General features: G+C 36.1%; 27 protein-coding genes and 1 pseudogene. 19 read left to right on the forward strand and 9 right to left on the reverse strand.

What is annotated here, in order from left to right; translation table 11 throughout:
* The first annotated feature begins 100 nt into the window (after positions 1-100).
* The 6 genes from ACQKIM_RS01945 (at position 101) to ACQKIM_RS01970 (ending at position 4,106) form a co-directional block, all read left to right on the forward strand.
* The gene (locus ACQKIM_RS01945; protein WP_427538241.1) at positions 101-523 is read left to right on the forward strand and encodes a DUF1801 domain-containing protein; all 423 of its coding nucleotides are present in this window, start codon (positions 101-103) and stop codon (positions 521-523) included.
* Between the two features lie 115 nt (positions 524-638).
* The gene (locus ACQKIM_RS01950; protein WP_427538244.1) at positions 639-1,619 is read left to right on the forward strand and encodes an alpha/beta fold hydrolase; all 981 of its coding nucleotides are present in this window, start codon (positions 639-641) and stop codon (positions 1,617-1,619) included.
* Positions 1,616-2,287, forward strand: coding sequence for a response regulator transcription factor (locus ACQKIM_RS01955; RefSeq protein ID WP_427538247.1), 672 nt, complete (start codon positions 1,616-1,618; stop codon positions 2,285-2,287). Before ACQKIM_RS01950 ends, ACQKIM_RS01955 begins: the two co-directional genes overlap by 4 nt.
* A complete protein-coding gene (locus ACQKIM_RS01960) occupies positions 2,284-3,267 on the forward strand; it encodes a histidine kinase dimerization/phospho-acceptor domain-containing protein (RefSeq protein ID WP_427538250.1) in 984 nt (327 codons plus the stop codon). The genes ACQKIM_RS01955 and ACQKIM_RS01960 overlap by 4 nt, the downstream gene beginning before the upstream one ends.
* A gap of 178 nt (positions 3,268-3,445) precedes the next feature.
* Positions 3,446-3,874 (forward strand): DUF2975 domain-containing protein, encoded by a 429-nt coding sequence (locus ACQKIM_RS01965; RefSeq protein WP_427538405.1) that lies wholly within the window; start codon positions 3,446-3,448, stop codon positions 3,872-3,874.
* Between the two features lie 10 nt (positions 3,875-3,884).
* Entirely contained in the window at positions 3,885-4,106 is a 222-nt protein-coding gene (locus tag ACQKIM_RS01970; protein WP_427538253.1) for a helix-turn-helix domain-containing protein, read from the forward strand.
* Between the two features lie 55 nt (positions 4,107-4,161).
* On the opposite strand, the gene ACQKIM_RS01975 is transcribed toward ACQKIM_RS01970, so the two are convergent.
* Both ACQKIM_RS01975 and ACQKIM_RS01980 read right to left on the reverse strand, forming a co-directional pair.
* Positions 4,162-5,046 carry a DMT family transporter gene (locus ACQKIM_RS01975; RefSeq protein WP_427538256.1) on the reverse strand — a complete coding sequence of 295 codons (885 nt, stop codon included), beginning with the start codon at positions 5,044-5,046 and terminating at the stop codon, positions 4,162-4,164.
* Between the two features lie 197 nt (positions 5,047-5,243).
* Positions 5,244-6,101, reverse strand: a complete 858-nt coding sequence (locus tag ACQKIM_RS01980; protein ID WP_427538259.1) for a LysR family transcriptional regulator — start codon at positions 6,099-6,101, stop codon at positions 5,244-5,246.
* Positions 6,102-6,242: 141 nt separating this feature from the next.
* Between ACQKIM_RS01980 and ACQKIM_RS01985 the strand changes: the two genes are divergently transcribed.
* The 8 genes from ACQKIM_RS01985 (at position 6,243) to ACQKIM_RS02020 (ending at position 12,675) form a co-directional block, all read left to right on the forward strand.
* Entirely contained in the window at positions 6,243-7,430 is a 1,188-nt protein-coding gene (locus tag ACQKIM_RS01985; RefSeq protein WP_427538262.1) for an MFS transporter, read from the forward strand.
* An 86-nt stretch (positions 7,431-7,516) separates the two neighbouring features.
* Complete coding sequence (locus tag ACQKIM_RS01990; RefSeq protein WP_427538265.1) at positions 7,517-7,888, forward strand: SRPBCC family protein; 372 nt, start codon at positions 7,517-7,519, stop codon at positions 7,886-7,888.
* Between the two features lie 113 nt (positions 7,889-8,001).
* Complete coding sequence (locus ACQKIM_RS01995) at positions 8,002-8,535, forward strand: sigma-70 family RNA polymerase sigma factor (RefSeq protein ID WP_427538268.1); 534 nt, start codon at positions 8,002-8,004, stop codon at positions 8,533-8,535.
* Positions 8,519-9,391 (forward strand): hypothetical protein, encoded by an 873-nt coding sequence (locus ACQKIM_RS02000; protein WP_427538271.1) that lies wholly within the window; start codon positions 8,519-8,521, stop codon positions 9,389-9,391. The genes ACQKIM_RS01995 and ACQKIM_RS02000 overlap by 17 nt, the downstream gene beginning before the upstream one ends.
* 117 nt (positions 9,392-9,508) lie before the next feature.
* Positions 9,509-10,225: a toast rack family protein gene (locus ACQKIM_RS02005; RefSeq protein ID WP_427538273.1), complete on the forward strand. Its 717-nt coding sequence runs from the start codon at positions 9,509-9,511 to the stop codon at positions 10,223-10,225.
* A gap of 198 nt (positions 10,226-10,423) precedes the next feature.
* Complete coding sequence (locus ACQKIM_RS02010) at positions 10,424-10,966, forward strand: sigma-70 family RNA polymerase sigma factor (RefSeq protein ID WP_427538276.1); 543 nt, start codon at positions 10,424-10,426, stop codon at positions 10,964-10,966.
* Positions 10,950-12,056, forward strand: coding sequence for a DUF4179 domain-containing protein (locus ACQKIM_RS02015; protein WP_427538279.1), 1,107 nt, complete (start codon positions 10,950-10,952; stop codon positions 12,054-12,056). Before ACQKIM_RS02010 ends, ACQKIM_RS02015 begins: the two co-directional genes overlap by 17 nt.
* A 91-nt stretch (positions 12,057-12,147) precedes the next feature.
* Positions 12,148-12,675 (forward strand): tubby C-terminal domain-like protein, encoded by a 528-nt coding sequence (locus ACQKIM_RS02020; protein ID WP_427538282.1) that lies wholly within the window; start codon positions 12,148-12,150, stop codon positions 12,673-12,675.
* 496 nt (positions 12,676-13,171) lie between these two features.
* Here the strand turns inward: ACQKIM_RS02020 and ACQKIM_RS02025 are convergent, their stop codons facing one another.
* The 4 genes from ACQKIM_RS02025 to ACQKIM_RS02040 all read right to left on the reverse strand — a co-directional run bounded on the left by ACQKIM_RS02025 (position 13,172) and on the right by ACQKIM_RS02040 (position 17,299).
* Positions 13,172-13,357, reverse strand: coding sequence for a hypothetical protein (locus ACQKIM_RS02025; protein WP_427538284.1), 186 nt, complete (start codon positions 13,355-13,357; stop codon positions 13,172-13,174).
* Positions 13,358-13,516: 159 nt separating this feature from the next.
* The gene (locus ACQKIM_RS02030; RefSeq protein WP_427538287.1) at positions 13,517-16,024 is read right to left on the reverse strand and encodes an ABC transporter permease; all 2,508 of its coding nucleotides are present in this window, start codon (positions 16,022-16,024) and stop codon (positions 13,517-13,519) included.
* Complete coding sequence (locus ACQKIM_RS02035) at positions 16,024-16,752, reverse strand: ABC transporter ATP-binding protein (RefSeq protein ID WP_427538408.1); 729 nt, start codon at positions 16,750-16,752, stop codon at positions 16,024-16,026. The genes ACQKIM_RS02030 and ACQKIM_RS02035 overlap by 1 nt, the downstream gene beginning before the upstream one ends.
* A 52-nt stretch (positions 16,753-16,804) precedes the next feature.
* On the reverse strand, positions 16,805-17,299 hold the full coding sequence (locus ACQKIM_RS02040; protein WP_427538290.1) for a sigma-70 family RNA polymerase sigma factor: 495 nt from the start codon (positions 17,297-17,299) through the stop codon (positions 16,805-16,807).
* A 678-nt stretch (positions 17,300-17,977) separates the two neighbouring features.
* Here ACQKIM_RS02040 and ACQKIM_RS02045 point away from each other — a divergent pair.
* From ACQKIM_RS02045 to ACQKIM_RS02065, 5 genes and pseudogenes are all read left to right on the forward strand, one after another.
* Complete coding sequence (locus tag ACQKIM_RS02045; protein ID WP_427538293.1) at positions 17,978-19,195, forward strand: DoxX-like family protein; 1,218 nt, start codon at positions 17,978-17,980, stop codon at positions 19,193-19,195.
* Positions 19,192-19,803 (forward strand): DUF4166 domain-containing protein, encoded by a 612-nt coding sequence (locus ACQKIM_RS02050; RefSeq protein WP_427538295.1) that lies wholly within the window; start codon positions 19,192-19,194, stop codon positions 19,801-19,803. The genes ACQKIM_RS02045 and ACQKIM_RS02050 overlap by 4 nt, the downstream gene beginning before the upstream one ends.
* On the forward strand, positions 19,772-21,322 hold the full coding sequence (locus ACQKIM_RS02055; protein ID WP_427538298.1) for a YndJ family protein: 1,551 nt from the start codon (positions 19,772-19,774) through the stop codon (positions 21,320-21,322). The genes ACQKIM_RS02050 and ACQKIM_RS02055 overlap by 32 nt, the downstream gene beginning before the upstream one ends.
* A 167-nt stretch (positions 21,323-21,489) precedes the next feature.
* Positions 21,490-22,614, forward strand: a pseudogene (locus ACQKIM_RS02060) (IS4 family transposase).
* 198 nt (positions 22,615-22,812) lie between these two features.
* Positions 22,813-23,169 (forward strand): hypothetical protein, encoded by a 357-nt coding sequence (locus tag ACQKIM_RS02065; protein WP_427538301.1) that lies wholly within the window; start codon positions 22,813-22,815, stop codon positions 23,167-23,169.
* Positions 23,170-23,401: 232 nt separating this feature from the next.
* On the opposite strand, the gene ACQKIM_RS02070 is transcribed toward ACQKIM_RS02065, so the two are convergent.
* The 3 genes from ACQKIM_RS02070 to ACQKIM_RS02080 all read right to left on the reverse strand — a co-directional run bounded on the left by ACQKIM_RS02070 (position 23,402) and on the right by ACQKIM_RS02080 (position 24,878).
* Complete coding sequence (locus tag ACQKIM_RS02070; protein ID WP_427538304.1) at positions 23,402-23,644, reverse strand: hypothetical protein; 243 nt, start codon at positions 23,642-23,644, stop codon at positions 23,402-23,404.
* A 100-nt stretch (positions 23,645-23,744) separates the two neighbouring features.
* Positions 23,745-24,191 carry a hypothetical protein gene (locus ACQKIM_RS02075; RefSeq protein WP_427538307.1) on the reverse strand — a complete coding sequence of 149 codons (447 nt, stop codon included), beginning with the start codon at positions 24,189-24,191 and terminating at the stop codon, positions 23,745-23,747.
* A gap of 489 nt (positions 24,192-24,680) precedes the next feature.
* Positions 24,681-24,878: a helix-turn-helix domain-containing protein gene (locus ACQKIM_RS02080; protein WP_427538310.1), complete on the reverse strand. Its 198-nt coding sequence runs from the start codon at positions 24,876-24,878 to the stop codon at positions 24,681-24,683.
* Between the last annotated feature and the right edge of the window lie 265 nt (positions 24,879-25,143).

A 25,143-nucleotide genomic window follows, 5' to 3' on the forward strand; every position in this document is an offset into this window, starting at 1 on the left:
TAAACAGCCGCTGAATCAATATGTGGATATATAGTTTTTTATTAGATTGATGTCATGCTATGATAAATGAAAATACTTCCATAGACGGTGAGGTACCCACATGTACGAATTAAAAACGAAAGAAACCGATCAAAGTGTCATTGAATTTATTGAAAATGTTGATAATCCTAAAAAGCGAGAAGATGCTTATCGACTCTTAGATATTTTTACAGAGGTCACTGGTTATGAAGCAAAAATGTGGGGGCCAAGTATTATCGGGTTTGGCAAATATCATTATCAATATAAAACTGGCCATGAGGGTAATGCACCCTTAACTGGATTTTCTCCGCGAAAGGCTAAAATCAGTCTGTATTTTGCCCCAGATGCTCCTGAGCGGGAAAAATTATTATTGGATTTTGGCAAACATACAACTGGAAAAGCCTGTGTTTATATTAATAAACTCACAGATATTGATGTGGAGATTTTAAAATTGCTTATCAAGCAAACTGTGAACTATACTCAATCCATCTATCCAGAACAATAAGTAGGAGCTGTCTAAAAAATTTTAGGCAGCTTTTTTGATTAAAATTCTACAAAAATTAATCAGAAATTTATTTTTACCGTATATCCTTTCAAGTAACAATTGAAAGGAGAATTATATGAAAAAAATCAAGAAAATTTTAGTGTATATAGGAGCGTTTCTTTTACTTGGTATAGTCACTGTATGTATGTTTCATCAAATTCAGCTACATAGAGAAGCAGCTACTTTAAAAAATAAGGGAACATTGGTGGAGGTTGATCATCATAAAATCAATATCTATATTGAGGGGCACGGTAAGGAAACCTATGTCTTTATGGCTGGTTCTGGCATCGCAGCTCCCACTTATGAGATGAAAGGGCTTTATAGCAAATTCTCGCAGGAGCATAAAATTGCCGTTATAGAAAGAGCAGGCTATGGTTTTAGTGATATTACAGATGATAACCGAGACATTGATACTATATTAGAGCAAACGAGGACCGCTCTTCTACAAAGTGGTAATAAGCCTCCCTATGTACTAGTTCCACATTCAATTTCCGGTGTTGAGTCTATCTATTGGGCACAAAAATACCCTGAAGAAATCAAGGGAATCATTGCGCTTGATATTGGTTTGCCAGATCAATATGTGAAGCATAAAATGGGCGTAATCGATACTTGGATGGTGAGGGGAGTTAATCTATTAACAAAAATAGGCTTGCATCGTCTAACGCCTTCACAAGTTTATAACCCACAAGTAATGAAGCAAACCTTTTTAACAGATGAAGAAAAAGCTATTTATAAGGCATTGTCCTATAAACAATTTTTTAATGATAATATGAAGAATGAGCTATTACAAGTCTACGAAAATAGTTTACAATCAGAAAAATTGCCAAAACCTCAACATATACCGATATTATTTATTGATGCGGTTGCAGAGGAAAATAAGTATACAAAACAAAAGCGCAAGGATTACAAAAATTTTGCTGAGCAATTAAACTTGGCGGATGTGAAAGAAGTGAGAGGTACTCATAGTATTTATTTATATAGACCCGATGAGATTTATCAACTTGCAATGGCATTTATGAAAGAAAAAGTAGACAGCAAAGAAAGGTCGATAAAATGAAAGGTTTTACGATTTTAATCGTAGAGGATGATCAAATGATTGGTCATTTACTGCAAAAAATAATCCAACGAGAAGGCTATGATGTAGTGTGGAAAACAAACGGTAAAGATATTAAGAGTATTATCCATCAAATTGATTTAGTGATTATGGATATTATGCTACCAGGAGAAGATGGCTATCAGCTAACAACGTTTATTAAAGGCTTAGGCTTACCTATTCCTATTATCTTTCTGTCAGCTCGAAATGACATTGAAAGTAAGCTAGAGGGATTAACGGTTGGAGAGGATTATATGACAAAGCCCTTTGAACCGAGAGAGCTTCTCTTACGAATGCAAAAAATGCTCAAGCAGCATTATGGACCATTAACCCAAATCCAGCATCTCTTGATAAACACAGAGCAGCGTAAGGTATTTAAGCATAATGTTCAGGAGGAGATTGTTTTGACTGCTATTGAGCGTAAAATCTTCTTTTATTTATTTGATAATCGAGATAGAGTGTTAACCAAGGATCATTTTTTTGACTATCTATGGCCACTGGAGGATCGAAATCATAATATCATCAATGTCCATATTAAAAAAATTAGAACAAAAATGGATGATCCTGCAGGTACTATTCTTCAAAATATTTACGGGGAAGGGTATCGTTTAAATACCTATATAAGACAATGACATTAAAAACAAAATATCGCTTTCTATTATTTTCTGCTATTATCAGTGTTCCAATTGTATTATTAGGAATAAGTGTGTTGATGTCCATTATCTATGAGTTCGCCTTTAAAACAAAAAATCAGGACACTCCATTTCATGAATCCTTTGCATACCCAATGATGTTAGGTGTGTTCTTTTTTTCATTATGTGTGCTGGCCTTTTTATTTTCGAAATCAATTAATTCATTGCTTACGAAAATTAATATGCTTCATCAAGCAATTCGTGACTTAGCAAGTGATGAAAGAACACCTCATACATTAGAAGTAGGCAGTGAAGATGAAATAGGACAGCTTATCCAATCGGTCAATATTTTAATTGAACGAACAACCTATCGAGAACTAGAATTAGAGCAACAACAGAGGTTGCAGAAGGAGCTTCTTCAAAAGCTAAGACACGATATCAATACACCACTCACAGCGATTCGATTACAATTATTTTATTTAGAAGAAACCCTTAAGGACCAACCAGATATGGTAGAGTCATTAAATGAGCAGATTCACTATATTGCGAGCTTAACCAATGAATTATCGTTACAATCCATTGATAAAGTGGAAAGCTCCTATATTATAAAAGAGGAAGTGAGTTTGCCGAAATTATTGGAGACAATGATAAACAAATGGCGTTATTTATTTAGCATTCAATCTATCGAAATAAGCTTTCATCAAGATTTATCAGAATTATTATGGATGAGTAATGAATTATGGCTACAGCGTTTATTTGATAATGTGTTTCAAAATACTTTAAAGCATTCCAAAGCCACAAAGTTTATGGTTGTGATTGAAAATGGAATGGTTAAGATGATGGATAATGGTATTGGCTTTGAAAAAAACCACGAACATTTTGGATTAGGATTACAGATTATTGAGGATATTGCAAGGGTTCTTCAGCTACAATATACATTGGAGTCAAACAAAGAAGGCACTTCATTTTGTTTTGTTTAAAAAATGGAATAGTAAAATGCTAAAGGGGAAAGAGGAAACAATAAAAATAATCTCAAAATCGATAATGATTTATTGTAAAACGATAAAAGTGGTGCTACAATCAAACTTACAATAAATCCGTGATGAGGTGTATTTTTTGAAACGTGAAACACTTTTTTTAAAGATTGCTGTTTTTCTAATGGGATTGCCGGTTCTTTCCTTATGTATATTTGTGGTGCCTAGAGTTGCAATGAAAGCAGCACAGCATTTTCCAAAAGCAACTTTATTCGCTGTCATTGCTGTCTATGCAACGGCCATTGCTTATTTTGTTGCCCTGTATATGACTATCAAACTTTTAAGCTATATTGATCAAAATATTGCTTTTTCAGAACGATCAGTCAAAGCTTTAATAAATATCAAATACTGTGCAATCATTATTAGTAGTCTATACTTGGTAGGCATGCCAATGATATACTATGTTGCGGAAGTAGATGATGCTCCTGGACTCATAATTATCGGGATGGTCATTATTTTTGCTTCCTTTATCGTGGCAGTCTTTGCTGCTGTGCTTCAAAAGCTCTTGAAAAATGCCATCGATATCAAATCTGAAAATGATTTAACGGTTTGAGGTGACGATTATGGCGATGATAATTAATATTGATGTAATGCTAGCTAAACGGAAAATGAGCGTAACAGAGCTTTCAGAAAAGGTTGGCATCACGATGGCGAATTTATCTATCTTGAAAAATGGTAAAGCAAAGGCGATTCGATTTTCAACTTTAGAGGCGATTTGTGAGGCTTTGGAATGTCAGCCAGGGGATATTTTAGAATACAGACGTAATGAAGATATTCAAGAATAATTACCTGAGAAGAGCTTGGTCAAAAACCAAGCTCTTTAGTGTGTGATTCAATTAGCTATGCATGTGGCTTTCGTTGCTGCATTAAAAAGATAGCTAGTCCAATGAGTATCACTACAATCCCTATAGCCTGCTGGAGAGAGATCATTTCATCTAAAATAAAATAGGCGAGGATACATGTGCCAATCGTTTCTCCTAAAATACTCATGGAGATGATTGTTGTGTTCAGCCATTTCAACAGCCAATTAAAGATCGTCTGACCTAAAATTGTTGCGATAAAAGCCAGCCCCAAAAGTGCCCACCATGTATCGGCTGAATAAGGGAAAAAAGGTTCCTGCATGATGAGTGCATAAACAGCCAAAAATATAGAACTACTACCATAGCCTACAATAGAATAAGGAACAAGTGATAAATCCTTCCTCACCGATTGACCGATAAAAAAGTAAGCGGTAATAATGCCCGCTGCGATAAAGGCCAAAATATCACCGTAAAGTGCCTTACCACTAATTTGGAAATCCTGCCAACCAATAATGAAGCAACCAATAATCGCTACAAAGCATCCAACAACGGCACCTTTTGAGAAGCGCTCTTTAAATAAAAAATAGCCGCCAACTAAGGAAAATAAAGGCTGTAGTGTCACAATGACTGTCGAACTAGCTACAGATGTGTATTCTAATGAGGCAAACCATAGTACATAATGACATGCTAAAAATAAACCAGAAGTAATGCCAAGTCCCCATTGCTTTTTAGTCAGGGTGACAAGTTCATGACGTAAACGCTTATTAAATATTAAAAAGGGTGCTAGCATAAGCATAGCAAAAAATAGCCGATAAAATGCAGTAATTGCTGATGGTGCATCAGCTAGTTTGACAAAAATAGCTGAGGTAGATAACGCAAACACTGCAAAGAATAAAGCGATGTAGGAAGATAATAAAGATCTCATGGTGTGTACTCCTATGTAGTAATTGTTATGCCAAATTCATTATAGTGTACGATAAGCAAATAACCTAGCATTTTTAGAATAGAATGGCATCATCAGTACAAATAAAAGTTTAGAATACTTATATACTAATGATGCCATATCATTAAGATAATAAAACAATTGCAAGAGCATAGCTATGATTTATGCCCTTGCAATTTTCAACTAACTTCAAGTAATGACTCAATAATCTTTTTTAATTGAAAAATGGGTGAGTACTGTTGATTATTTTTTTTATAAATAAAAACAGTTTCAATAACTTTATTTAGCTCTTTTAAATCGTAAAAGTGAATGTTTGAATAATTATAAAGATGAATTAATTTTGTATTTAATACAGCGATTGTATTGTCTATTTGTAGAAAATCGAGAATACTGCTGACCGATTTAATTTCTTTGATTGTAAAAGGAATTTGCTCGTTTTTTAGCCATTCCACCATTGCATGTGAATACATACAGCCTTTACTAAGCACAAGCAATGTAACAGGTGTACGTTGCTGAAAATCAATCAGCTGATTATTATTTGAAATCACTTCAAATGTTTCCGTCGCAATCAGGTCATAGTTTAAGTTCGGATAATGTTTAATTGGATTACTCGTTAGTGCACAATCCATCTCAGTATTGTGTACCTTTTGATTTAAAGATGTACTGGATTCAACTGTAAAATCTACATCAATCGAACTATTATTGGTCTGGAGAGCGCTCATAATGGGTGCGCCATAAATTTTGATCGTAGTATGAGAAGTGCCGAAGTGGATGGTTGTATGAGTTGATCCAATAGCTTGTAAAAACTCCTCATATTCTTGTGCAACCAGCTTTAAAAAATGTAAATATTGATTTCCCACATCGGTAATTTTTAAGCCTTGCGTTGTTCGTTTAAAAACCTCTTGCCCAATTTCCGCCTCCATTTTCTTCACTTTTGATGTTAATGCTGATTGTGTGTAATTCGTCATTTCAGCGGATTTACTTAAATTTTGCCTTTCCAATAGCTCAATTTTTAAGGCGATTTCTTCTATATTCATGTCTGTTGTCACACACCTATTAAATATTTTGATAGCCCTATCATTTTCCTCCATTTTACGCACGTAAGTGACGAGCGTAAACTCTAGGTAAATAAAATTATACTGCACAAATAAAACAGTGTAATGCTTTTGGAGGGTTTTATGAATACTTATTATAAATGGGTTATCTTACTAGTGGCTACGCTTTCTCAAACAGCGGCAACATTTGTCACATATGGCATGGGACCAATTGCCACGTTTTATCAAATTGAATGGAATTTATCATCTTTTGAAACAGGGCTGATTGTTTCAGCCGTTAATATAGGTCCCATTTTCTCAATGCTTGTTTTTGGCTATATCATGGATAAAAAGGGAGAAAAGCATATAATCGGTTGGGGCTCTATTTTATTAGGGCTATCAGCATTGCTACTTGTCTCCGTCAACAATTATACGACATTATTACTTGTATTAGTAGTTGTTGGAATCTGGTATGGCAGTGCACAAACTGGAGGTAGTACAGCCATTGTAAAATGGTTTCCAGACAAGCATCGAGGGCTGGCAATTGGCATTCGTCAAACAGGCATTCCAATCGGTGGTGCCTTAGCATCGGCATTTCTAACATATATGTACAATCATTTTTCTCTATCCTCGGTTCACATTATGCAAGGCATTGTGGCAATAGCCGGTGGTCTATTATTTTTACTGATATATCAAGAACCTAAAAATCGTATAGAAATGGCAAGCTCGTCTTATACGTTTAGTGATAAGATCAAGGCCATAAAAAATAATAAAGACTTATATCCGATTTATATAGTAGGAATCGTAATGATGACCTTACAAATGATTCTTATCGCCCATTTCATGGGATATTTACATAAGGAAGGGCATTATTCATTAACAGAGGCAGGTATATATTTAAGCCTTGTTTTGCTTGGTGGGATGGTAGGGAGAGTAGGACTTGCGTGGATTAGTGACCAATTTGCACAAAAGCGTGAACAATTATTAATTTTAGTGATGCTGAGCACGGTGATATTTACCATAAGTTTACCACTGGCTCTTCCTTTAAAGAACTTAATGATTATTTATAGTTTTTTATTCGGATTTATAGCACTTGGCTGGTATTCTTTGTTCATCACATGTGTGACAGAGAAATCCAATCCACATTATGTTGGCTTAACTGTGAGTGCAGCTTTAACCATCAATCAACTATTTATTGTGATTGCACCATCCTTATACGGCTTTTTGGTCACTATTTTATCTAGTTATCAGTTAGCTATGGACAGTATAGCAGTAATCGTTGCTCTCGGTGCATTGAATTTATATAGGTTTACCAATAAAACTTGTGATTAATCGGGATAACTTTTAGCTGTTATCCATTCCATTAATGGGATAAAATAGTGGGAAGAAGAATGTGCTGTAAATGGAGGCGTCATGAAATGAAAGAAAATAGTTCGATTTGGATTGATGCAAGTATTGATAAGGTATGGCAAGCTATTACTGAAGAAGAGCAGTTGTCACAATGGTATGCTCCAGGCTCTACATGGGAGATTTCATCATTGGCGGCCGGTGAAAAAATAATCTTCACATTAATGCCAAATACTCATAATGGACTAACTGAAAAATTACCGGTGATATTAACGATCGAAAATGTATTACAGAATCAGGAATTTTCGTTTTATTTAGATATAAAAGAAACCTTGATTGCTATATTATTAGAGGAAGCACAAAATGGTACTACTGTTGCGTTTAATATGAGTGGCTATGAGGCATCACTCGCCAACTTAAAAGCTTTAGTGGAAGGAAATTAAATAATAGACTTTTAAAGTTTCATGAAATTTTATTTTTCATGAAACTTTTTCGTTAGTCGAGGGTCTAACTATAAATGCTTCTCAAGAAAGTTGAGCGAGGGAGGATGATAAAGGTGATAAAAGAGCAAAAAGATGCTCATCTATCTCGTGCTATGACAACTTATGGCGATTATTTATTGCGCATATGTTATACATATGTGAAAAATTGGACCGTGGCGGAGGACTTAGTTCAAGATACATTCGTTAAATATTACGAAAGAATGGAGCAATTTCGAGAGGAAGCCTCTGTTAAAACCTATTTATATCGTATAGCCATTAATAATTGTCATAGTTATCTTTCAAGCTGGCGCTATAAAAAAATTCAAGTTATTGATTTTTGGGGCAAATTCATAAGCCTTTCCGATAATCCAGAGTGGGAAGTACTTGAAAATGAAGCAGAGGCAATGCTTGTTGCATCCATCGAGCAACTGCCTATTAAATATAAAGATGTACTACTATTATTTCATTTTGCTGAGTTTTCGTTAAAGGAAATTGCGAATCTGTTAAAGCTACCTGAAAATACCGTTAAGACAAGATTAAGGCGAGCGCGTCAAATGGTAGGAATCACGCTTATGGAGGAGGGATTTGAATATGGATCAGATTCGTAGTGCCATGAACAATTTGTATAAGGATGCTACATTTTCTCAGGAGCTACAGCTGAAAACCTTTCAAAAAATCAATGAAAAAACAACTAGAAAGTCGTTTATGCCTGTTATTCTTTCAATCTTTATCACAGGATGTCTGTTGTTCGGCTTGAAGACAATGCTTGAACAACATGATAATGTTATACAGTCCGCATCAGCGGTTATTTATCCAGAAAAGTCTGGTGTGGTGAAAGATTATACGGCATTACAACGACCATGGATGGTAGTCGGATTATTTTCGAGCTTCATATTATCTATCCTTGCTTTATTGGCAATCATGAAAAAATGGTATTGGCGATTACTACTATGTATCATCATTATTATTGCCATTTTGGGAAATATGTCTGAACGAATTGGTGATCGTGTTTACGTACAAAATGAAGCAGAAATTCAACAGGCAATTCACTGGGGTCCTTTTCAACCCAATACCATGACAATGCATGACACATTAACGATACCCCCTTATAGAATAGGCTACTTTTCAAGGGATAATATTAAGGGTATTTCAATCTTCAAGCATGATGGGAAAGGGTATGCATTAGAATTTAATATACAAAGTGAATTAGATTATATGAATATCATTTATTTTCGAGAAAACCATTTTATTGTTTTACCTTTATTGGCAAATCATCATATCGAAAAATTAGTAATAAACACTGGACCAAAGCGTATGGAGATAGCCATTGATTCAAATGGTGCACAATTAGTGCCAGTGGAATTGGAGGCAACCGTAGCTCCTTCACAGCTAATAATCGATGCTTATGATCATGATGGAAATAAATTTTCTCCCTACAAATCTTTAGATATTTTCTCATATTGAATGAGTCTTTACTACGTCTCAGGTCTTAGACGAATTTAAAGCGGAGGGTCGTTTTTATTATTTTGTATTCCTATATAATGAATTTATTGGTAAATTATATAGTGGGAGGAAATAAAATTGAAAAAAATAATTGGAATTGGTGTAATGATGGGTGCTTCGTTATTACTTTTATCGGGATGCTACTCAGTTTTACCAGAAAAGACCAGAGATGATACGATTCTTGTAGAGAAGGATAAAGCAAAAAAGTTAGAGGTTGATATCAATCTTGGTGTAGGAGAATTGATTGTTAAAAAAGGCGCCAAGGATTGGGTTGAAGGTACCGCTCAATATAATATTAAAAAATTGGCGCCACAGGTACATTATGATCTACAAGGTAAAACAGGAACTGTAGAGATTGAACATAAAGGCTCAACGAACATTCGTCTTGGAAAAATGAAAAATACATGGGATATTGAACTAAATGAGGATATTCCAATAGATCTCTCTATTGAAACAGGTGCTTCAACAGCAGAGCTTGATTTACGAGGCCTACAGCTTGAAAATTTAGATATAGAAACAGGCGTTGGTGAATTACTGGTAGATTTAAGTGGCGATTGGAAGAAAAGCTTCGAAACGAACATTGAAACAGGCGTTGGTGCAGCTACTGTCATTTTACCATCAACGGTTGGGGTAAAACTAACAACAGAAGAAGGGATAGGTTCTTCAAGCATAGAAGGCTTAATTTCAAAAGGCAAAGGTGTTTATGTGAATGAAGCTTATGAAAATGCTGATGTTGTATTAGAAGTCAACTCGGAAATCGGTGTTGGCGATATAACCTTTAAATTGGATAAATAGAAGTTTAGTAGGCTACTTTAGATGAAGTAGTCTACTTTTTTTGCTGAAAAGAGATGGATAGAAGCATCAAAGTGACGGATAGAAGAACCATACTGATCGATAGAAAAGGCAAATAGACGGAAAGAAAAAAAGAAATCGATGAAAGTGAAACCTTTTGCGTTAGTGAATGACTCTAAGTATTGAAAGGAGGGAAGCAGCATGGAACATGATATTGCTATCGTCAAACAGGCTATTGCAGGGAATAAGGAAGCGTTTGAGCAGCTACTCATTTTAGAGGAAGAAAAGCTATTTTATACCGCGCTTTCTTATGTTGGCCAAAAAGAAGATGCACTGGATGCGATTCAAGAGGCAGCCTGTAAAGCCTATATAAGTGTTCACCAACTAAAGCAACCGGAATTTTTCTCCACATGGTTATTTCGCATTTTAATCCATGAATGCTACCGCTTACTAAAAAAAGGGCAAAAAATGATTCCTTACGAAGAAAGTGAATTATTAAATCGTTTACAACATGAAGAAAATGTCATTGTGAATCCAATCGACTTACCGGAAGCCATAAAGCAATTAAATCATTCTCAGCAAATGGCCATTATTTTATTTTATTATCATGATTTGCCGATGAAAGAAATTTCAGAAGTAATGGAAAAGCCTGTTAGCACGATTAAAATATATTTACATCGTGGAAAAAAACAATTAAAGCGAGAATTAGAAAGGAGTGCAACGTTCAATGAAAAAGTCATTTAATGAAAATGGAAATCTTCCAGCATTCCCAAGAGATGAGGTACGTGCAGCAATTACAAAGGGCATACAACAAGCAGAGGAGCAAACAAATATGAGACAAACACCTTTACAAATTAATAGAAAAAGTAAACGTAAACCATTACTATATGTAGCAAGTGCCGCAGCTGCGTTTAGTATTATGGTTGGTTCCGCTGCATATGTATCACCAACATTCGCAAATACATTATCAAAGCTACCGATTGTTGGGTCTGTATTCAGTGACTCGGGTGTACTTGGGCTAAAGCAAGCAAGTGAACTAGGGCTAACAAGCACTATTGGAGAAAAGCATACAATTAATGGTATTTCTGTGACGGTAGATGAAGTACTCTATGATGAATCACGGATAACAGTTGGAATGACAATTGAATCTGAACAAGAATTGAACGAACTCTATTTCGGAGCAGGAATGGATTTTACGATTAATGGAGAACAACCAATTATAGGTGGCGGAAGCTATTCTGAGAAAATTATAAGCCCTACAACTAGAACAGCAATTAGTACCTTTGATGTTAAACAAATTGACAACATGCCTGATTCCTTTGAAATGGGTCTTACGTTAGAAGGAGAAAAAGGTGAGAAATGGAAGTTTACAACACCAATTAAAAAGATAACTGACATAGTATATGTTCCTGTAAATCATCAGGAGATAGTAGATAACATTCAACTGGAGGTATCCAAAATGTCAATAAGTCCTACAGGTATTGCACTGGACTATCAAGCTATTGAAAAGGGAACAATAGATAACCCGCAAGTGAGCTCAGCATTTATGGAATTCCATATTACAGATGAAAATGGTAAGGAGGTCACTTCATACTCGGGAGCTGGAAAAGGGCAATTCGAAGATGATAAATGGAAATTTAGTAGCACGAAGAATTTTGATCCAATTTCAATAGACGTTCAAAAATTAATCGTTACGCCATATTTAAGTCTTCCCACAGGCGGAGGTGGTGTGCAAATGAATGAAGATGGTACAGAAACAGAAATTCCATTTGATGGGTCATCGCTAAAAGAAGTGAAATTCCAGTCGTTTACAATAGAAGTACCTTCACAATAAAATAATCACAGTAGCGCCCATAGATTCTTTGTATGTGGCGCTTATTTTATGTTAGCTTTAAGGAAGCATTGGTTTTGAAGGAGCGAAAGTATTGAAAATTTATACATATAAGCAGCCAGCAGCAATTGAATCAACAGAAAAAATAGCTATATTTAATTATGCAGGGGAAGTATCCTCTACGGTTCAACGTATTTATACGAATGGATTGAAAAAAGCGTTTGACCATACAATGGACTATCGCTATTTTGTACGCTTTGATGTCAGTGATGTCGCTAATCAGCCTCTTTTCACATGCAAAAAGGTGTCCCGTCGTGGGCGCGTGCATTTTCAAGGAAAGGATTTTGTCACAGGCAAAGAATATATGATTGCCTATGATGGCTGGCAAATCATGCTTCCTGATTTGATCATTACAGATGGCGGCGCCAAAAAAATAAAACTGAACAAGGAAATGGAGGATTGGTCAGTATTTTCTCTTGAAGATCAACTCATTGCGCGCTGGCAGGCAGTTTTTCAGGAAACGCATTTTGATATAACGCTTCAAATTGAAGACGCTAGTCCGATTCAGCATGAAGCCTTTTTTATAGCGATTGGACAGGCTGTGTTGTTTGTAGGAGCGTAAAAGTGGTAGATATCGATAAAATGAAAAAGTTGGGCGATAAATCTAAATTATAGGGTGATAAACTTTAAAATGGTCGTGATAAATGAAGCAGACCCTTCAATCAGTTGAGGGTCTGCTTTCATAGTGTTGAAAAATTAAATAGTCAAGGGACTCTTTGTAAATATTTAGTCAATATGAAGGTGATTTCCGTTCCAGGCTACTCGCTTTCCAGTGGGCGAGCGACGAGCCGCTTCCTGCGCTGACGCTCCGTGCAGGGTCTCGTCTGTCTCGCTATCCCACGGGAGTCGAGTAGCCTTGCACTCCAATCAGCAATAGTGTAGAACTTTAAATATTTTCTTCCCTCAAAAGAAAAGTAAAGTAAAAGCATGTTACTCACCATCATTAAATGGATAGAATATTGGTACAAATTCTACAGCAGTTAACCTACATTTTATGTGTAAAACTACTTTGTAACTTTACATAAAGTACTCCTCTGTTTTCGCATAGAAAAATGTTATCAAAACTCCATTTTTGCACAATAAATGATGGCTAAGACTTCAAATTTATCACTATATCTTTGTGTGAATTGCCAGAAGAAAATACGATGAGCAACGGTTGATTGGAGTGTAGACTGAGTGACTCCTCGGGGATTCAGCGTCACAGATGAGACCCTGGAGCGAGCTATGCGAGTGAAGCGGCTCATCGGACGCCCCCAGGAAAGCACTCAGTCGGAACGGAGATCAACCCCTCGTTTTGAAAAAGGGCTATACTTTTTAATTTGTCACCTTGATTTCATTGACATAATAGTATTTCAACAACATGAAAGCAGACCCTTCAAGTCAGTTGAGGGTCTGCTTTCATTTTACATTTCTATCATTTCATTTGCTAATTTTCTGCGACTAATCCAGTAACCTTGTAAAGTGAACACAACAAATGTTGCACCTAAAAAGACGAGACTCGTCATACCTAAAGTAAAGAAATCATAATAGATTGCTGAGCCCTCATCAATAAAGCCCAGCAATCTTGTCAACACTAAGCCAATAATGGTGCCAACTGCCAGTCCATACAATACAAATGACAGCACTTGTGTCAAAATCAGCTTTATTAGTCCATTTGGAGAAAGGCCAATAAGTCGCTGAATAGCATAATCACTACGTTTGGCATAAATGGTATGCAGCAATGTCTGTAATACACCAAGACAAGTAGCAGCAATTAAAATCACAAAGACACCAACAAATAGACTCCAGCGCTGGAAGGTCATTTCTTCATTCTGTAGAATAATTGACTCTTTATCCGTTAATTTCAATGCCGGCCATCGTTCTTGTAAATAGGCAAGGTCAGCTAGAGCCTGTTCAGTATTATCAGCTTCTACCATAATAGTTGTCACTATGGGTTTATCAATCTCTATCAAAGTAGATGACCAGTCCATCACTAAATTTACATGCTGAATAGGTGAATCAATAATACCGATAATCTGCAATTGACCAGAAGTGATATATTGCTGCAGTGTATAATCAAATTTACCAATTGTTAAACTGTCACCTACAGATAGATGGTGCTTTTTAGCAAATTTCTCAGCTATTAAGACCCCATCTTTGTAATTACCGTTAATTTTATTAAGCTTCCCCAATTGAGTATATTTTTCGAAATCCACGGTTGTATAGTTTTCTGGTATCCATTCATTCTCGAGCTGCAATGCAATAAAAGAATTATCACTCTTAGCATAGGCATAGGTCACGCTCGGCAATGATTCAATTTCTTTAACCAAATCAGATTTAAAGGTTGGATCATATAATTCATTATCAATTTTAATGGAAGCTTCATATTGAGAATTAATATATTGATAGGAAGTTTGTTGAACTGATTTAAATAATGAGCTACCAAATACCAAAATAACCATTAATCCAATAATACTTAGAACAATTGGCATATTTTTACGCACTTGTGGCATAAGCTGCTGACAAGCTAAATAAGCTTCTTTGCCAAAAACTGCCCGTATAGGCTTTAATGAAATATTTAACAATACTGTAAACAGGTATGGCATGATAAACAACAATATCCCACAAAGTAGTAGTGTCGCTATTAAAAATAATAAGGCACTTTTACCGCTCTCTGTATCTGTAAATTGTGCATTTAAAAATAAAAATAGGGATATAACTATAACGCCACTCACGACGATTGTTTTCCATTTTGTCCAGCGCAGACTTAATGTTTCGTTCTCTGTTGCAATTTGTAAAGGCAATAGACTTGCACTTTTTCTAACCTGCCACTGAGTTATGAATTGTAGAATTAAAAAACTCGACACGGCTATGATGAGTACAAAAACAATTGGTAGATCTGTTCGTGCGCTTGGTAATTTCATTAAGATAATCAATTGTGGTAACCAACTTTTAATAACGAGCAAGCTGACAGTAGTGCCGAGCAACACACCAAAAATGACAATGGAAGATAGCTGCAATTGTACAATAGTTCGTACTTGTTTTGTGGAGGCACCGAGTGCTCTTAATACCATTAACTGTTCTTTAATTTTGTAAAATAACAGCTGGAACGTTGACAGCAATAGGACACTTGAAATAAGTAAGATAAAGAATGACAGGACAATTATAAAAATCATTAAAGCCTGGAAATTTTTCTTAAATTCATCATATTCACTCATAATATCAACACGTAAAGTTTCATCATGCAGCTTTAATTCCATCCCTACAGAGGTTGCCATATTATTTTCTGTTTTAAATAAGGCAAACTGACCAGCGGTTTGTTCGTCACTATAATTCATCCATGTTTTTAGGACTTCATTTTGCAGAAGAATCATATTAGGGCTATCTGTACCTTTCAAAGCTGGAAGAATTTCTTGTATCGTAAAGTTGACTATGTCTGCTTCAATTTCATCTCCAATTGTTTTATTGAAAGTAATGTTTAGCGTATCGCCAACCTCTTTCTTAAAGAGGCGTGCCACATTTTCAGTAATGACAACATCTTTTGGACCAAGATTAACAGTAAAATGATAGCGGCTTTTTACTAATACATCATTTTCAACGCCAACCGTATAAAAACTTGTGCTTTTTTCATTTTCAATGATTGTATGAGCTAGAGATACACTTGACACTTTTGTCACACCATAGATTTCTTCGAAACTTTCAATTTGGCTCTTTGTTAATAGCTTATTTTGCTCAGGATTATAACCCACCATCAAATCCATTTCACCTAACAGTGCTTGAATTTCTTCCTTCATTTGTGTGTTTGCATTCCATATATAAACACTCATTGTCATCACAAGACAAATAGAAATTGTAATAATACTAATACTCGTTAATACATTTGACCAAGCTGCACGAAATAGCTTCACGGCAATGCTACGCATCGTAAACATTAAAGATCACCTCTAGTAATGAGCTTGAACTTCGCTAAAATACAATCCAAATCCTCTGCCGTTTGCTGATTCTGATAGGAATCCACAATGGCCCCATCTTGGAAGAATAATACACGATTCGCGTAGGTTGCGACATAAGGATCATGTGTAACGAGTAATATCGTTTGATTCATATTTTTTTGCAAATCTACTAAAAGCTCTAAAATTTCATCCGTCGTATTCACGTCCAGTGCACCAGTCGGCTCATCTGCCAGCAGAATTGGAGGATTTGCTATAACGGCACGAGCTATAGCGACTCGTTGCTTTTGCCCCCCTGACAGCTCACTTGGTCGATGCTTTGCCCATGCGGCAATATTAAGCTTTTCCATCATGTGCTGGACGCGCACTTTTATGTCTTTACTTGGCAGGTCATTGAGGATAAGTGGAAGTGCGATATTATCTTCAACTGATAAATCTTTTAACAGATGGAAGGATTGAAAAATAAAACCGATATTTTCTTTGCGAAATTTCGATGCATTTGGCTCCTGATAAATATCATGTGCTTCCTTGCCAAATAAAAATAGCGCACCTTCAGTTGGCTCATCGATGGCGCTAATCATGTTCAGTAATGTACTTTTACCAGAACCACTTGTCCCCATAATAGCCACCATTTCGCCTTGATAGATGGTACAATGGATATTTTTCAATGCTTGTACTGTATGATGCTTTTGTTGAAAGACTTTGGACATCCCTTCAACACGTAACACTTCTTTTAATCGTCCCTCAGGTATTGGAATCGTATTAATGACCTCTTTCAACGGATTGCACCCATTCATCTATATATGCCCCCTTTAATTGTTGTCGTAAAGCCTGTAAGCCGCGTCGTATATTTGTTTTCACAGTGCCTTCTGGGTATTGTAAAATTGTAGCAATATCTTTTACTGAGTAGTCCTGATAAAAACGAAGTAGCAGAACGGTTTTATATTTTTCCTCAAGCTTACAAAGAGAATGCCAAAGATCCAGCTCCTCCTCGATATATGTAGGTGTTGTACTAGTAAAATCCTCTAAAGTATGTGGTTCGACAAGTTGTACCGAATTTTTCTTTGCTATATAGGTTTTACAAACATTAATAATAATGCGCGTTAGCCAGGTTGAAAAATAGTGTGGCTCCTTTAACTGTGGCAGTCCCTCATAGGCACGAATGATTGTTTGCTGGAAAACCTCTACGGCGTCATTTTCATTTTGTACATAGACATAAGCCATGCGATAAAGTTTATGCTGCTCCTGTTCAATCAACTGATAAAATGCTTGCTCATCTCCGTTTTGAGCTAACTCTACTAGTGAAACGCGCTGTGTAGTAATGAAAATCGCCTCCTTCCACCCATTAGACTTCGCGAACGCCCATTTCGATTCAAGTTTTTTAAAAAATAGTAAATTTGAGGTTCATCACCAAAAGATGTGGTTGACATTTTTAATCGTAATAGTAGTTGACTGGAGCGGAAGTCAACCACAAGTTATGGTGAAGAGCCAAATTTGATAATACTGTCCAGTTTATGGTGATAAATCAATTTACTGCTATAATGTTAATAGTAGTATAAATCGATTTGAAAATGGAGGATAGTCTTGACGATGATGAAAAAAATAATATTAGCGTCTACATAAAAAACGATCCATAAAAAGTGAATGAACAAATTAAAAGAGTTAATATGATTAGCGATTGTAGGTTGTTAGTTTTAAAGAAGACGAGAAAAATAACTATCTTGAGTCAATGATAGATTCACAATAGAAGATATAGAATACAAGGACAGCAGATTGATTCTTTCGAAAAAGGGATAGCCTATCATTTTACGGTAGTGCCCCAAAGAAAAATAATGGAGGAAGTCTTGTAATAGATACTCAGCTTCTTCAAGCAACGACTACACTTGTAAAGGACCATATATCTAAATAGGGCTGATCATTAAGGAGGGGTAAGGCATGAAGAAAAAGCCTATTTATGTGGAGGTGGATATACTTGCACCTATTGAGGAGGCATGGACCTACACACAAAATCCGAAGCTTCATGAGCAGTGGGATCTACGTTTTACCTCCATTACCTACATTGAAAAAAAATCTGTGGAAGAGCCTCAGCGATTTACCTATGAAACAAAGGTAATATCAGGTGTAGTGGTGCGTGGCTGGGGTGAAAGTAAGGGAGAGCATCAGAAAAAGGATGGTACTAAAACATCCTCATTGCATTTTGGGACACCACAAAAAATTTCTCCTATTGCGGAGGGAAGAGGCTATTGGCAGTATATCCCTCATAAAAAGGGGCTGACATTTTTAACACAGTATGATTATGATGTTCGCTATGGAAAATTAGGAAAGTTATTGGACGTTATGTTTCGTCCAATTATGGGCTGGGCAACAGCGCTGAGCTTCGATGTTTTAAAGAGATGGCTTGAAAAGGGAGAAAACCCTGCCTCCCAGTATCGACGATTCTTTTTAACAACCTTAATAAGCGTCCTCTTTTGCTTTGTATGGTTATATCACGGGCTTGTTCCCAAAATCATTGTGCAGCATCCCACAGAGGTCATGCTGATGGAGAAAATACTAGAAAGAGATTTACATCAACTGAGTGAGCCTGAGATGGGGCTGAGCGAAATTGAGTTGGAGCCAAGTGAAATTGGTGTGAGGCAGAGCGGATATAGGGTAGAGCTGAGCAAAACTGATGTGGGGCTGAGCGGATATAGGGTGGAGCCGAGCAAAACTGATGTGGAGCTGAGCGAAATTGGGGTGAATCCGAGCAGAACCGAGGTAGAGCTGAGCGAATCCGAGAACAAGCTGAGCGAAACAAATGCTGAATCAAGCAAAATCGAGATGAATTTGAGTAAAATAACAGTAAAGCCAAACGAAGAAGCTGTTTCTTCGAGTAATGCTAACCAAATTGTCATTGGGATTGGCATAGCAGAGGTTTTGTTCGGGCTTTGCTGGCTATTACCACGAGGAAAGCGCTTATTGTTTGTAGCGCAAATTATTCTGTTTCCACTTTTAACAATAGGGGCTGTATTTACAGATATGACGATAGCTGCTGCACCATTTAATCCAGTGACTTTTAATCTAGCGTTATGGGTATTGTCCATAGTCGGTTTAATAATTAGTAAAGATATGCCAAGTGCCAGAAGCTGCATACGGAAAAGAGGGGAGTCAATATGACCATTTATCGAACCATATTAGGTGAGGATTTTACAAAACTGCATCCAAAACTTCAAGAGCGTTATGCATTGCCAGTAGATCAACCATTTTATGCGACAGGGGTTATGCATAAAATTGAATCGGGAGCAAAGTGGCTACGTCCCTTTTATTCCGTGGCGACTGTAACAAAATTCCTGTTCCCTGAGTCAGGTGAGAATATCCCGTTTACAATTTGTAATACTTGTCGAACGCTACCAAGTGGTGAGCTGGAAGTTGAATGGGAACGCGCCTTCCACTTTCCAAAGAGAACAAGATATTTTAATGCAAGAATGACAGTGGATTTAGTTAATAAAATAGTAAAGGATTATTTAGGTGCACCAGCTCTTTTTTATTCTGATTTGCACTTTTCTGTGACGCGTGAAGGTCGATTGGTCATTCGTTCAGGTCTTCAACGTCTGGTTTTGTCCAAATTAGAGTGTGTGCTTCCAAAATTTTTGGAGGGGCATGTTGTGGTGGAGGAAGGTTTTGATGACAAAAGAAATGTGTTTACAATTCATGTGTCCATCCATAATCCGTTGATAGGGAGGCTGATGATGGATGCTGGCGAATTTACGCAACAATCTGGCTAATCCTATTATAATACTAGGTTTTATGCTGTCAGCTATTTGTTTTTGCTTTAGCGAGCAGCCTAACTTTATGTTGTTACTTACCATTGCACAGCTAATTTTTATACCTGCAATGATAAAAATGGTGGTGAACATTTCTAGAGGCGGCGATGTAATCATTGCCGCAATGATGGTTGCAGTTACGATGCTTCACTGGTGGACGGAAGGGTGGCTAGCCATTGTTCTAGCTCTTATCTATGTTTTCTATACAGTGTTTATAGCACTCCAAGGGGTAAATCGGTTTTTACAACGTGGCTTTACAAATTTAGCGGAAATTTCGATTGATCTTGGACTTATGTACTTATTTATAGGGGGACTTTGGTTTTTTGCTTTTATTGCAAAAATCGATACAGGCTTTTCCCCATTAATTACATGGTTAACAGCCATCCATTTTCATTACTCAGCCTGCCTGTTAGCCATTTCAATTGGTCTTTTTGGACGTATTCATCAAAGCAGATTATTCAATTGGATTTTTGTCGTTATATGGAGTGGACCGTTTCTTGTTGCTCTAGGCATTACGTTCTCTACAATACTAGAGGTTTTTTCTGTGGGATTATACATCATTGCTATTTACAGCTTATTTATACTTGTGCTAAAAACTAAGCTTACTGCAATACAAGGATTACTATTACGTGTCTCCTATGGTTCTTTATGTATCACAATTTTATGGTCAATCATGTATGCATTAGGTAATTTGCTTGGATATTTTTCTGTTGGGATACCAGAAATGCTAAAATTTCATGGTGTTATCAATGGTGTTTTCTTTGGAGCGGTAGGTGTGTTAGCGTGGGCTGCCGCTGTTCCTAAAACCAGTCATCAACCTGTACAATTTCCAGTTAGTCAAATTCGCGGGAAACTACGTGAGCAAAATGATCCTCATCCAGGATTAGTTGATGTACTTCATGATTTTGTTGATACTACAGCATTACCTCCTGCAATCCCGCATTTTTATGAGCAAACAGAACAGTATCGTTTAAAGGCATCTGTCAAATGGAAAGCCTGGTTTAAACCATTTGCTTTGATTTATCAAGGCTTTAGTCGCTATATACAACAGCTAAATTTACCCTTATCTAGCCAGCAAATAGAGATGACAGGGAGGATTGTAAAAGTAGACGAACAGCAAGATGGGCGTTCTGCCCCACGTGCCTGGATTCGTGCAATCGATAAACAAACAACCTTTGTAGCCATTTATTCAAAGCATACTACAAATCAAACAACCTATATGAATATTGCACTGCCATTACCATTTTCAACGATGATAGGGGTATTGTATTTATATGAAGGGAATGGACGTTTGCACTTGACTAGTGCTCATAATGGGGATGCAGGCATTTATTTAGCCATCCATCAATTTTTATTTCAATTGCCCTTACAGGAACATTTTGTGATAACTGCAAAAGATGAAATACTAACAGCTGTTCATAAAATGCGCTTTTTTGGATTACCCTTTTTACAAATTGATTATCAAATCGAGAAAAAATAACAGGAGCAGCCAATTTTTATTTTATTAAAAGTCACTAGCGTCGCATTAAAATAATTCAACGTATTTCAAAAAACTGAATTTTCCGCAATATTATCCATGCATAAAAAAAGCCTTTATAATGGTTTGGCGGTAGTAAACCATCCAAATCCAAAATAAAGGACATAAGCATGGATAAGTTTACACGAAAAACATCATTTGAACAATGGTTTTCACCTATTTCTTCTACACAAATGGAAAAATTAGTTGAAAATCATCAATTAAATACCTATACAAAGAAGCATCACATCGCTTCATTCTTGAGATTATTACTGTTTGCCCAGCTGAATGAAACCGAAAGTCTACGTGCCATCAGTGATACGCTGTTATCAGACGACTTACAAAAAGCAACGCATTTAGAGTCCATCAGCTTTTCGCAGCTAGGCCGTCGATTAAATCAAGTGCCATCTGAGTTTTTCCAACAGATTTTTCTAGACTTAGTCACGCAAATCCATAAGAAAACACATTTTGAGCAGCGTCGAAAAATCACAACACCACTGAAAATCATCGATTCCAGCACACTGCCATTGAACTTAAAGAACCATAGATGGGCTGAATTCCGTAAAACAAAATCAGGTGTGAAGTTGCATTTGCGCCTTGTTTATCTAGAAAAAGGTTGTTCGTACCCTGATAAAGCGGTGCTAACGAACGCGAAAGAACATGATCGTGGTCAGCTTGAAATTCTCGTTGATGACAAGGAATGCATGTACGTGTTTGACCGAGGCTACCTAGATTATGAGCGCTTTGACCGCATGACAGATGATGGATTTTTCTTTGTCTCACGCTTACGAAAAAACGCTGTAACACGTGTGATTGAATCATTCGAAGTACCTGAACAGTCATCTGTGTTATCGGATGAAATGATTCTGATTGGCAACACGTAAAATCGTGCTGAAAATGTATTTCGCCGTATCAAAGTACTGGATCCAACTGGTAAAGAGCTATATCTGATGACGAATCGTCTTGATTTAAGTGCAGATGAAGTCGCTGAACTTTATAAGTCACGCTGGGCAATCGAACTGTTTTTCAAATGGATGAAACAGCATCTGAACATTAAAAAGTTCTACGGGCAAAGTGAGCAAGCTGTGCACAATCAGGTGTACATTGCAATGATCGTATACTGCTTAAACGTGCTAGCACAGCTTCACACAAACAGTTCACGGACGTATCTACAAATTACTAGGTACTTAAAAGCAGTACTATGGAAACCGGCACGTATTTGGCTTCGGAAAATAGAAGGAAATACAGTACCATAAGGATTTTGAACTGTAAGTTGCCCCAGTCAATGGTTATAGTAAAAAAATGGATGTTTACTATCTCTATTTAAGTGTCTTTCATTTTCTTTAAAAACGGAAGAAATAGAAAACAGAAAATTCAATTAAAATTCACGCGACGTTAGTGTAGATTTATTTATATGTATTTTTTTGAGATTAATAATTGGAGGGAGAAATTATATGAATATTAAAAGAGTAAGACTTTGGATCATTTTCTTCATTGTTACACTTTTATCAGCTTGTGCAGGAGAAACTTTTATATTTTCGGGAGAAAGTGATAATTGGAATGTAAAATATGAAGTTATGAAAGGGGATAGTTGTCAATCAACCAGTGGGACAATAAAATTTATTGGAAATGAACCTATTCCAGAAAAAGTAGAATATTCTTATGATAAAGCATCAGGTGTTGCGCCATTAGATGAACATGGCGTTTTTGTGCTACCAAATGGATGTACATATGAAACGGAAAACTCAGAAATTGAAATAACATTAACATGGGATAATCAATCAGAAACGATACCTTTAAAAATTAAATAATTGTATAGAAATGCTAGGGATTTGTTCAAGTAAGCTGTAAGAGCTACTAAGTGGTGGGTAGTTCACGTAAAGCTTTTGATCTAGTTATGTTCTTTGAATAGGGGGAATTACAGAAACAATAAAGAAGCTGAATAATAAAACTTTATTGAACAAATAGTTTTGTAATAAGCTTACAAAACTATTTGTCCTTTTGGAATAGCATGAAAGGAAAATCTTACTTTATTATCGACTTTTACTGTTTATATGCTAATTTTAACGATGAAGCAGGGAATTGCTCTTGATGATTTAAAACGAATGCTGGTTTGTCCCACAAGTGAAAATAAAAACGTTCTCCTACCCGTTCCGGTTCATCATAATGAAAGTCTAAAGGTAAATCGCAATTGGTTGATTTAGCTTGTCCACACGCTTTTAAAAATGCTTGTCGTAGTCGATTTAACCGATTCCACTCACTTCGAAGCTCTTGCCCCCGTTTCAAAAAGCATACGGGCTATCACAACTTTTCTTAATGACCAATTTACTTTTTTTCCTGCTTGATAAACCTGATAAGGAAGGTGAATATCACCAATAATTTCAGGTTACCATTCTTCATTGATTAGTTTGAAATAAGAATCTGTTAATCTTCTATGGTGGTATCCTCTGTTCCTGCTACTGATGGCATACGGTTTATCCTTTCTCACACCTTCTGTATTACTCTTATAATCATTTAAAATTGCATATGAATCTATTAGAGGATTTAAATACCTATATTGCTTTAAATGAATTAGAGATTTATAGAATGATTTTAATGCTGAAAGAAAACGATTAACTGTATTCGGACTTTTATTTGTTCGATTTACAAATCGAAAAGTATCATTATCTCTTACTTTAATAAGGTAATCTTCAACGGCTATTCGTATGATGTCTGGCGAATCATCCCATTTAACTCGGCTACCCTGATAGTTGCTATATTGGTCTAAAGAAGGGGAGTAGGCATTGGACATACGAAAGAGCAGTGCTTTTCCTGATTTTCCTAAGAGAATCATGATAATGCTCGGTTAATGGTAGAAACGGTTGATTGTTACTATTAAAAACTAATAACTCAAAACGACTTTCAACACCATCAGGATAATAATCATACCAATATTCAAACATGGAATAACACCTACCTATCACTCTCGTTCTTCAAGCCAGTCATAAAAAGGAAAAAAGCCCTTGCTTGTTGATTTTGCACAGCAATTATTTTATTGTCATTATTTTGTTGTGTTAAATCATAAAGTGATTTACTTTGTTCTTTTTTTAGTTTAAATGGAATTGAAGTAGGACTCCAATTTTCTCGAATGGCTTTACGGATAAAGCCGTCAGGATTTTTAACCTTGGTAGCTGATTGTTACATAATCAGGAGTATCTCTAAAGTTCTTTTTATACCTACAACAGAAAGGATAGATAGAATTTCATTGGTGGGAGAAGTGAGAGTGACAGCTTCATATGCTAATTTAACTAACTTCGTTTCATCAGACCCAGAAAAACTTAATTCATCGTTCTGTTTCTCTGTTTTGTTGTTCGGGATAATAGTATTCCAACTTCAATAAATCTGATTCAAGTATTCTCCAACCTTCCTTGTCACTGTTTCTGTATGAGTTAGGAAACTTTCTCGTTCGAATCCAACGCTTAATGGTTTCTTCATGTTTACTTAAGAGTTCTGCTACCTCTTTTACAGTGTATTCTTTCAACACTTACACCACCTTTAAAGAATATATGTTCTAAGAATGTATGCTCTTGTTCGTTATACAAAAAATGTCGTTGTAAACTCAACAAATACAACACTACTGATGTAGTAGTAAATGGGGTCATTTAAGAGGTCTACAAAATAAAAAAGTACACCACTAATATATAAGTGATGTACTAATTATCATATAATGTGTGACATTAAAGATAAGTTACTGTTTTTATAATAAAAACATACATTCACTTATCTTTAATTTTACAAAGTAGGGC

Origin of the sequence: Lysinibacillus sp. NPDC047702, from assembly GCF_050272555.1 — a bacterium.
Taxonomy (GTDB): Bacteria; Bacillota; Bacilli; order Bacillales_A; family Planococcaceae; genus Lysinibacillus.

Bases quoted from the DNA above. Each gene is read 5' to 3' on its own strand.
- ACQKIM_RS01945 (WP_427538241.1), top strand. From the start codon at position 101: ATGTACGAATTAAAAACGAAAGAAACCGATCAAAGTGTCATTGAATTT.
- ACQKIM_RS01950 (WP_427538244.1), top strand. From the start codon at position 639: ATGAAAAAAATCAAGAAAATTTTAGTGTATATAGGAGCGTTTCTTTTA.
- ACQKIM_RS01955 (WP_427538247.1), top strand. From the start codon at position 1,616: ATGAAAGGTTTTACGATTTTAATCGTAGAGGATGATCAAATGATTGGT.
- ACQKIM_RS01960 (WP_427538250.1), top strand. From the start codon at position 2,284: ATGACATTAAAAACAAAATATCGCTTTCTATTATTTTCTGCTATTATC.
- ACQKIM_RS01965 (WP_427538405.1), top strand. From the start codon at position 3,446: ATGGGATTGCCGGTTCTTTCCTTATGTATATTTGTGGTGCCTAGAGTT.
- ACQKIM_RS01970 (WP_427538253.1), top strand. From the start codon at position 3,885: ATGGCGATGATAATTAATATTGATGTAATGCTAGCTAAACGGAAAATG.
- ACQKIM_RS01975 (WP_427538256.1), bottom strand. From the start codon at position 5,046: ATGAGATCTTTATTATCTTCCTACATCGCTTTATTCTTTGCAGTGTTT.
- ACQKIM_RS01980 (WP_427538259.1), bottom strand. From the start codon at position 6,101: ATGAATATAGAAGAAATCGCCTTAAAAATTGAGCTATTGGAAAGGCAA.
- ACQKIM_RS01985 (WP_427538262.1), top strand. From the start codon at position 6,243: ATGAATACTTATTATAAATGGGTTATCTTACTAGTGGCTACGCTTTCT.
- ACQKIM_RS01990 (WP_427538265.1), top strand. From the start codon at position 7,517: ATGAAAGAAAATAGTTCGATTTGGATTGATGCAAGTATTGATAAGGTA.
- ACQKIM_RS02000 (WP_427538271.1), top strand. From the start codon at position 8,519: ATGGATCAGATTCGTAGTGCCATGAACAATTTGTATAAGGATGCTACA.
- ACQKIM_RS02010 (WP_427538276.1), top strand. From the start codon at position 10,424: ATGGAACATGATATTGCTATCGTCAAACAGGCTATTGCAGGGAATAAG.
- ACQKIM_RS02015 (WP_427538279.1), top strand. From the start codon at position 10,950: ATGAAAAAGTCATTTAATGAAAATGGAAATCTTCCAGCATTCCCAAGA.
- ACQKIM_RS02025 (WP_427538284.1), bottom strand. From the start codon at position 13,357: ATGAGCCGCTTCACTCGCATAGCTCGCTCCAGGGTCTCATCTGTGACG.
- ACQKIM_RS02030 (WP_427538287.1), bottom strand. From the start codon at position 16,024: ATGTTTACGATGCGTAGCATTGCCGTGAAGCTATTTCGTGCAGCTTGG.
- ACQKIM_RS02035 (WP_427538408.1), bottom strand. From the start codon at position 16,752: ATGTCCAAAGTCTTTCAACAAAAGCATCATACAGTACAAGCATTGAAA.
- ACQKIM_RS02045 (WP_427538293.1), top strand. From the start codon at position 17,978: ATGAAGAAAAAGCCTATTTATGTGGAGGTGGATATACTTGCACCTATT.
- ACQKIM_RS02050 (WP_427538295.1), top strand. From the start codon at position 19,192: ATGACCATTTATCGAACCATATTAGGTGAGGATTTTACAAAACTGCAT.
- ACQKIM_RS02055 (WP_427538298.1), top strand. From the start codon at position 19,772: ATGCTGGCGAATTTACGCAACAATCTGGCTAATCCTATTATAATACTA.
- ACQKIM_RS02065 (WP_427538301.1), top strand. From the start codon at position 22,813: ATGAATATTAAAAGAGTAAGACTTTGGATCATTTTCTTCATTGTTACA.
- ACQKIM_RS02075 (WP_427538307.1), bottom strand. From the start codon at position 24,191: ATGATTCTCTTAGGAAAATCAGGAAAAGCACTGCTCTTTCGTATGTCC.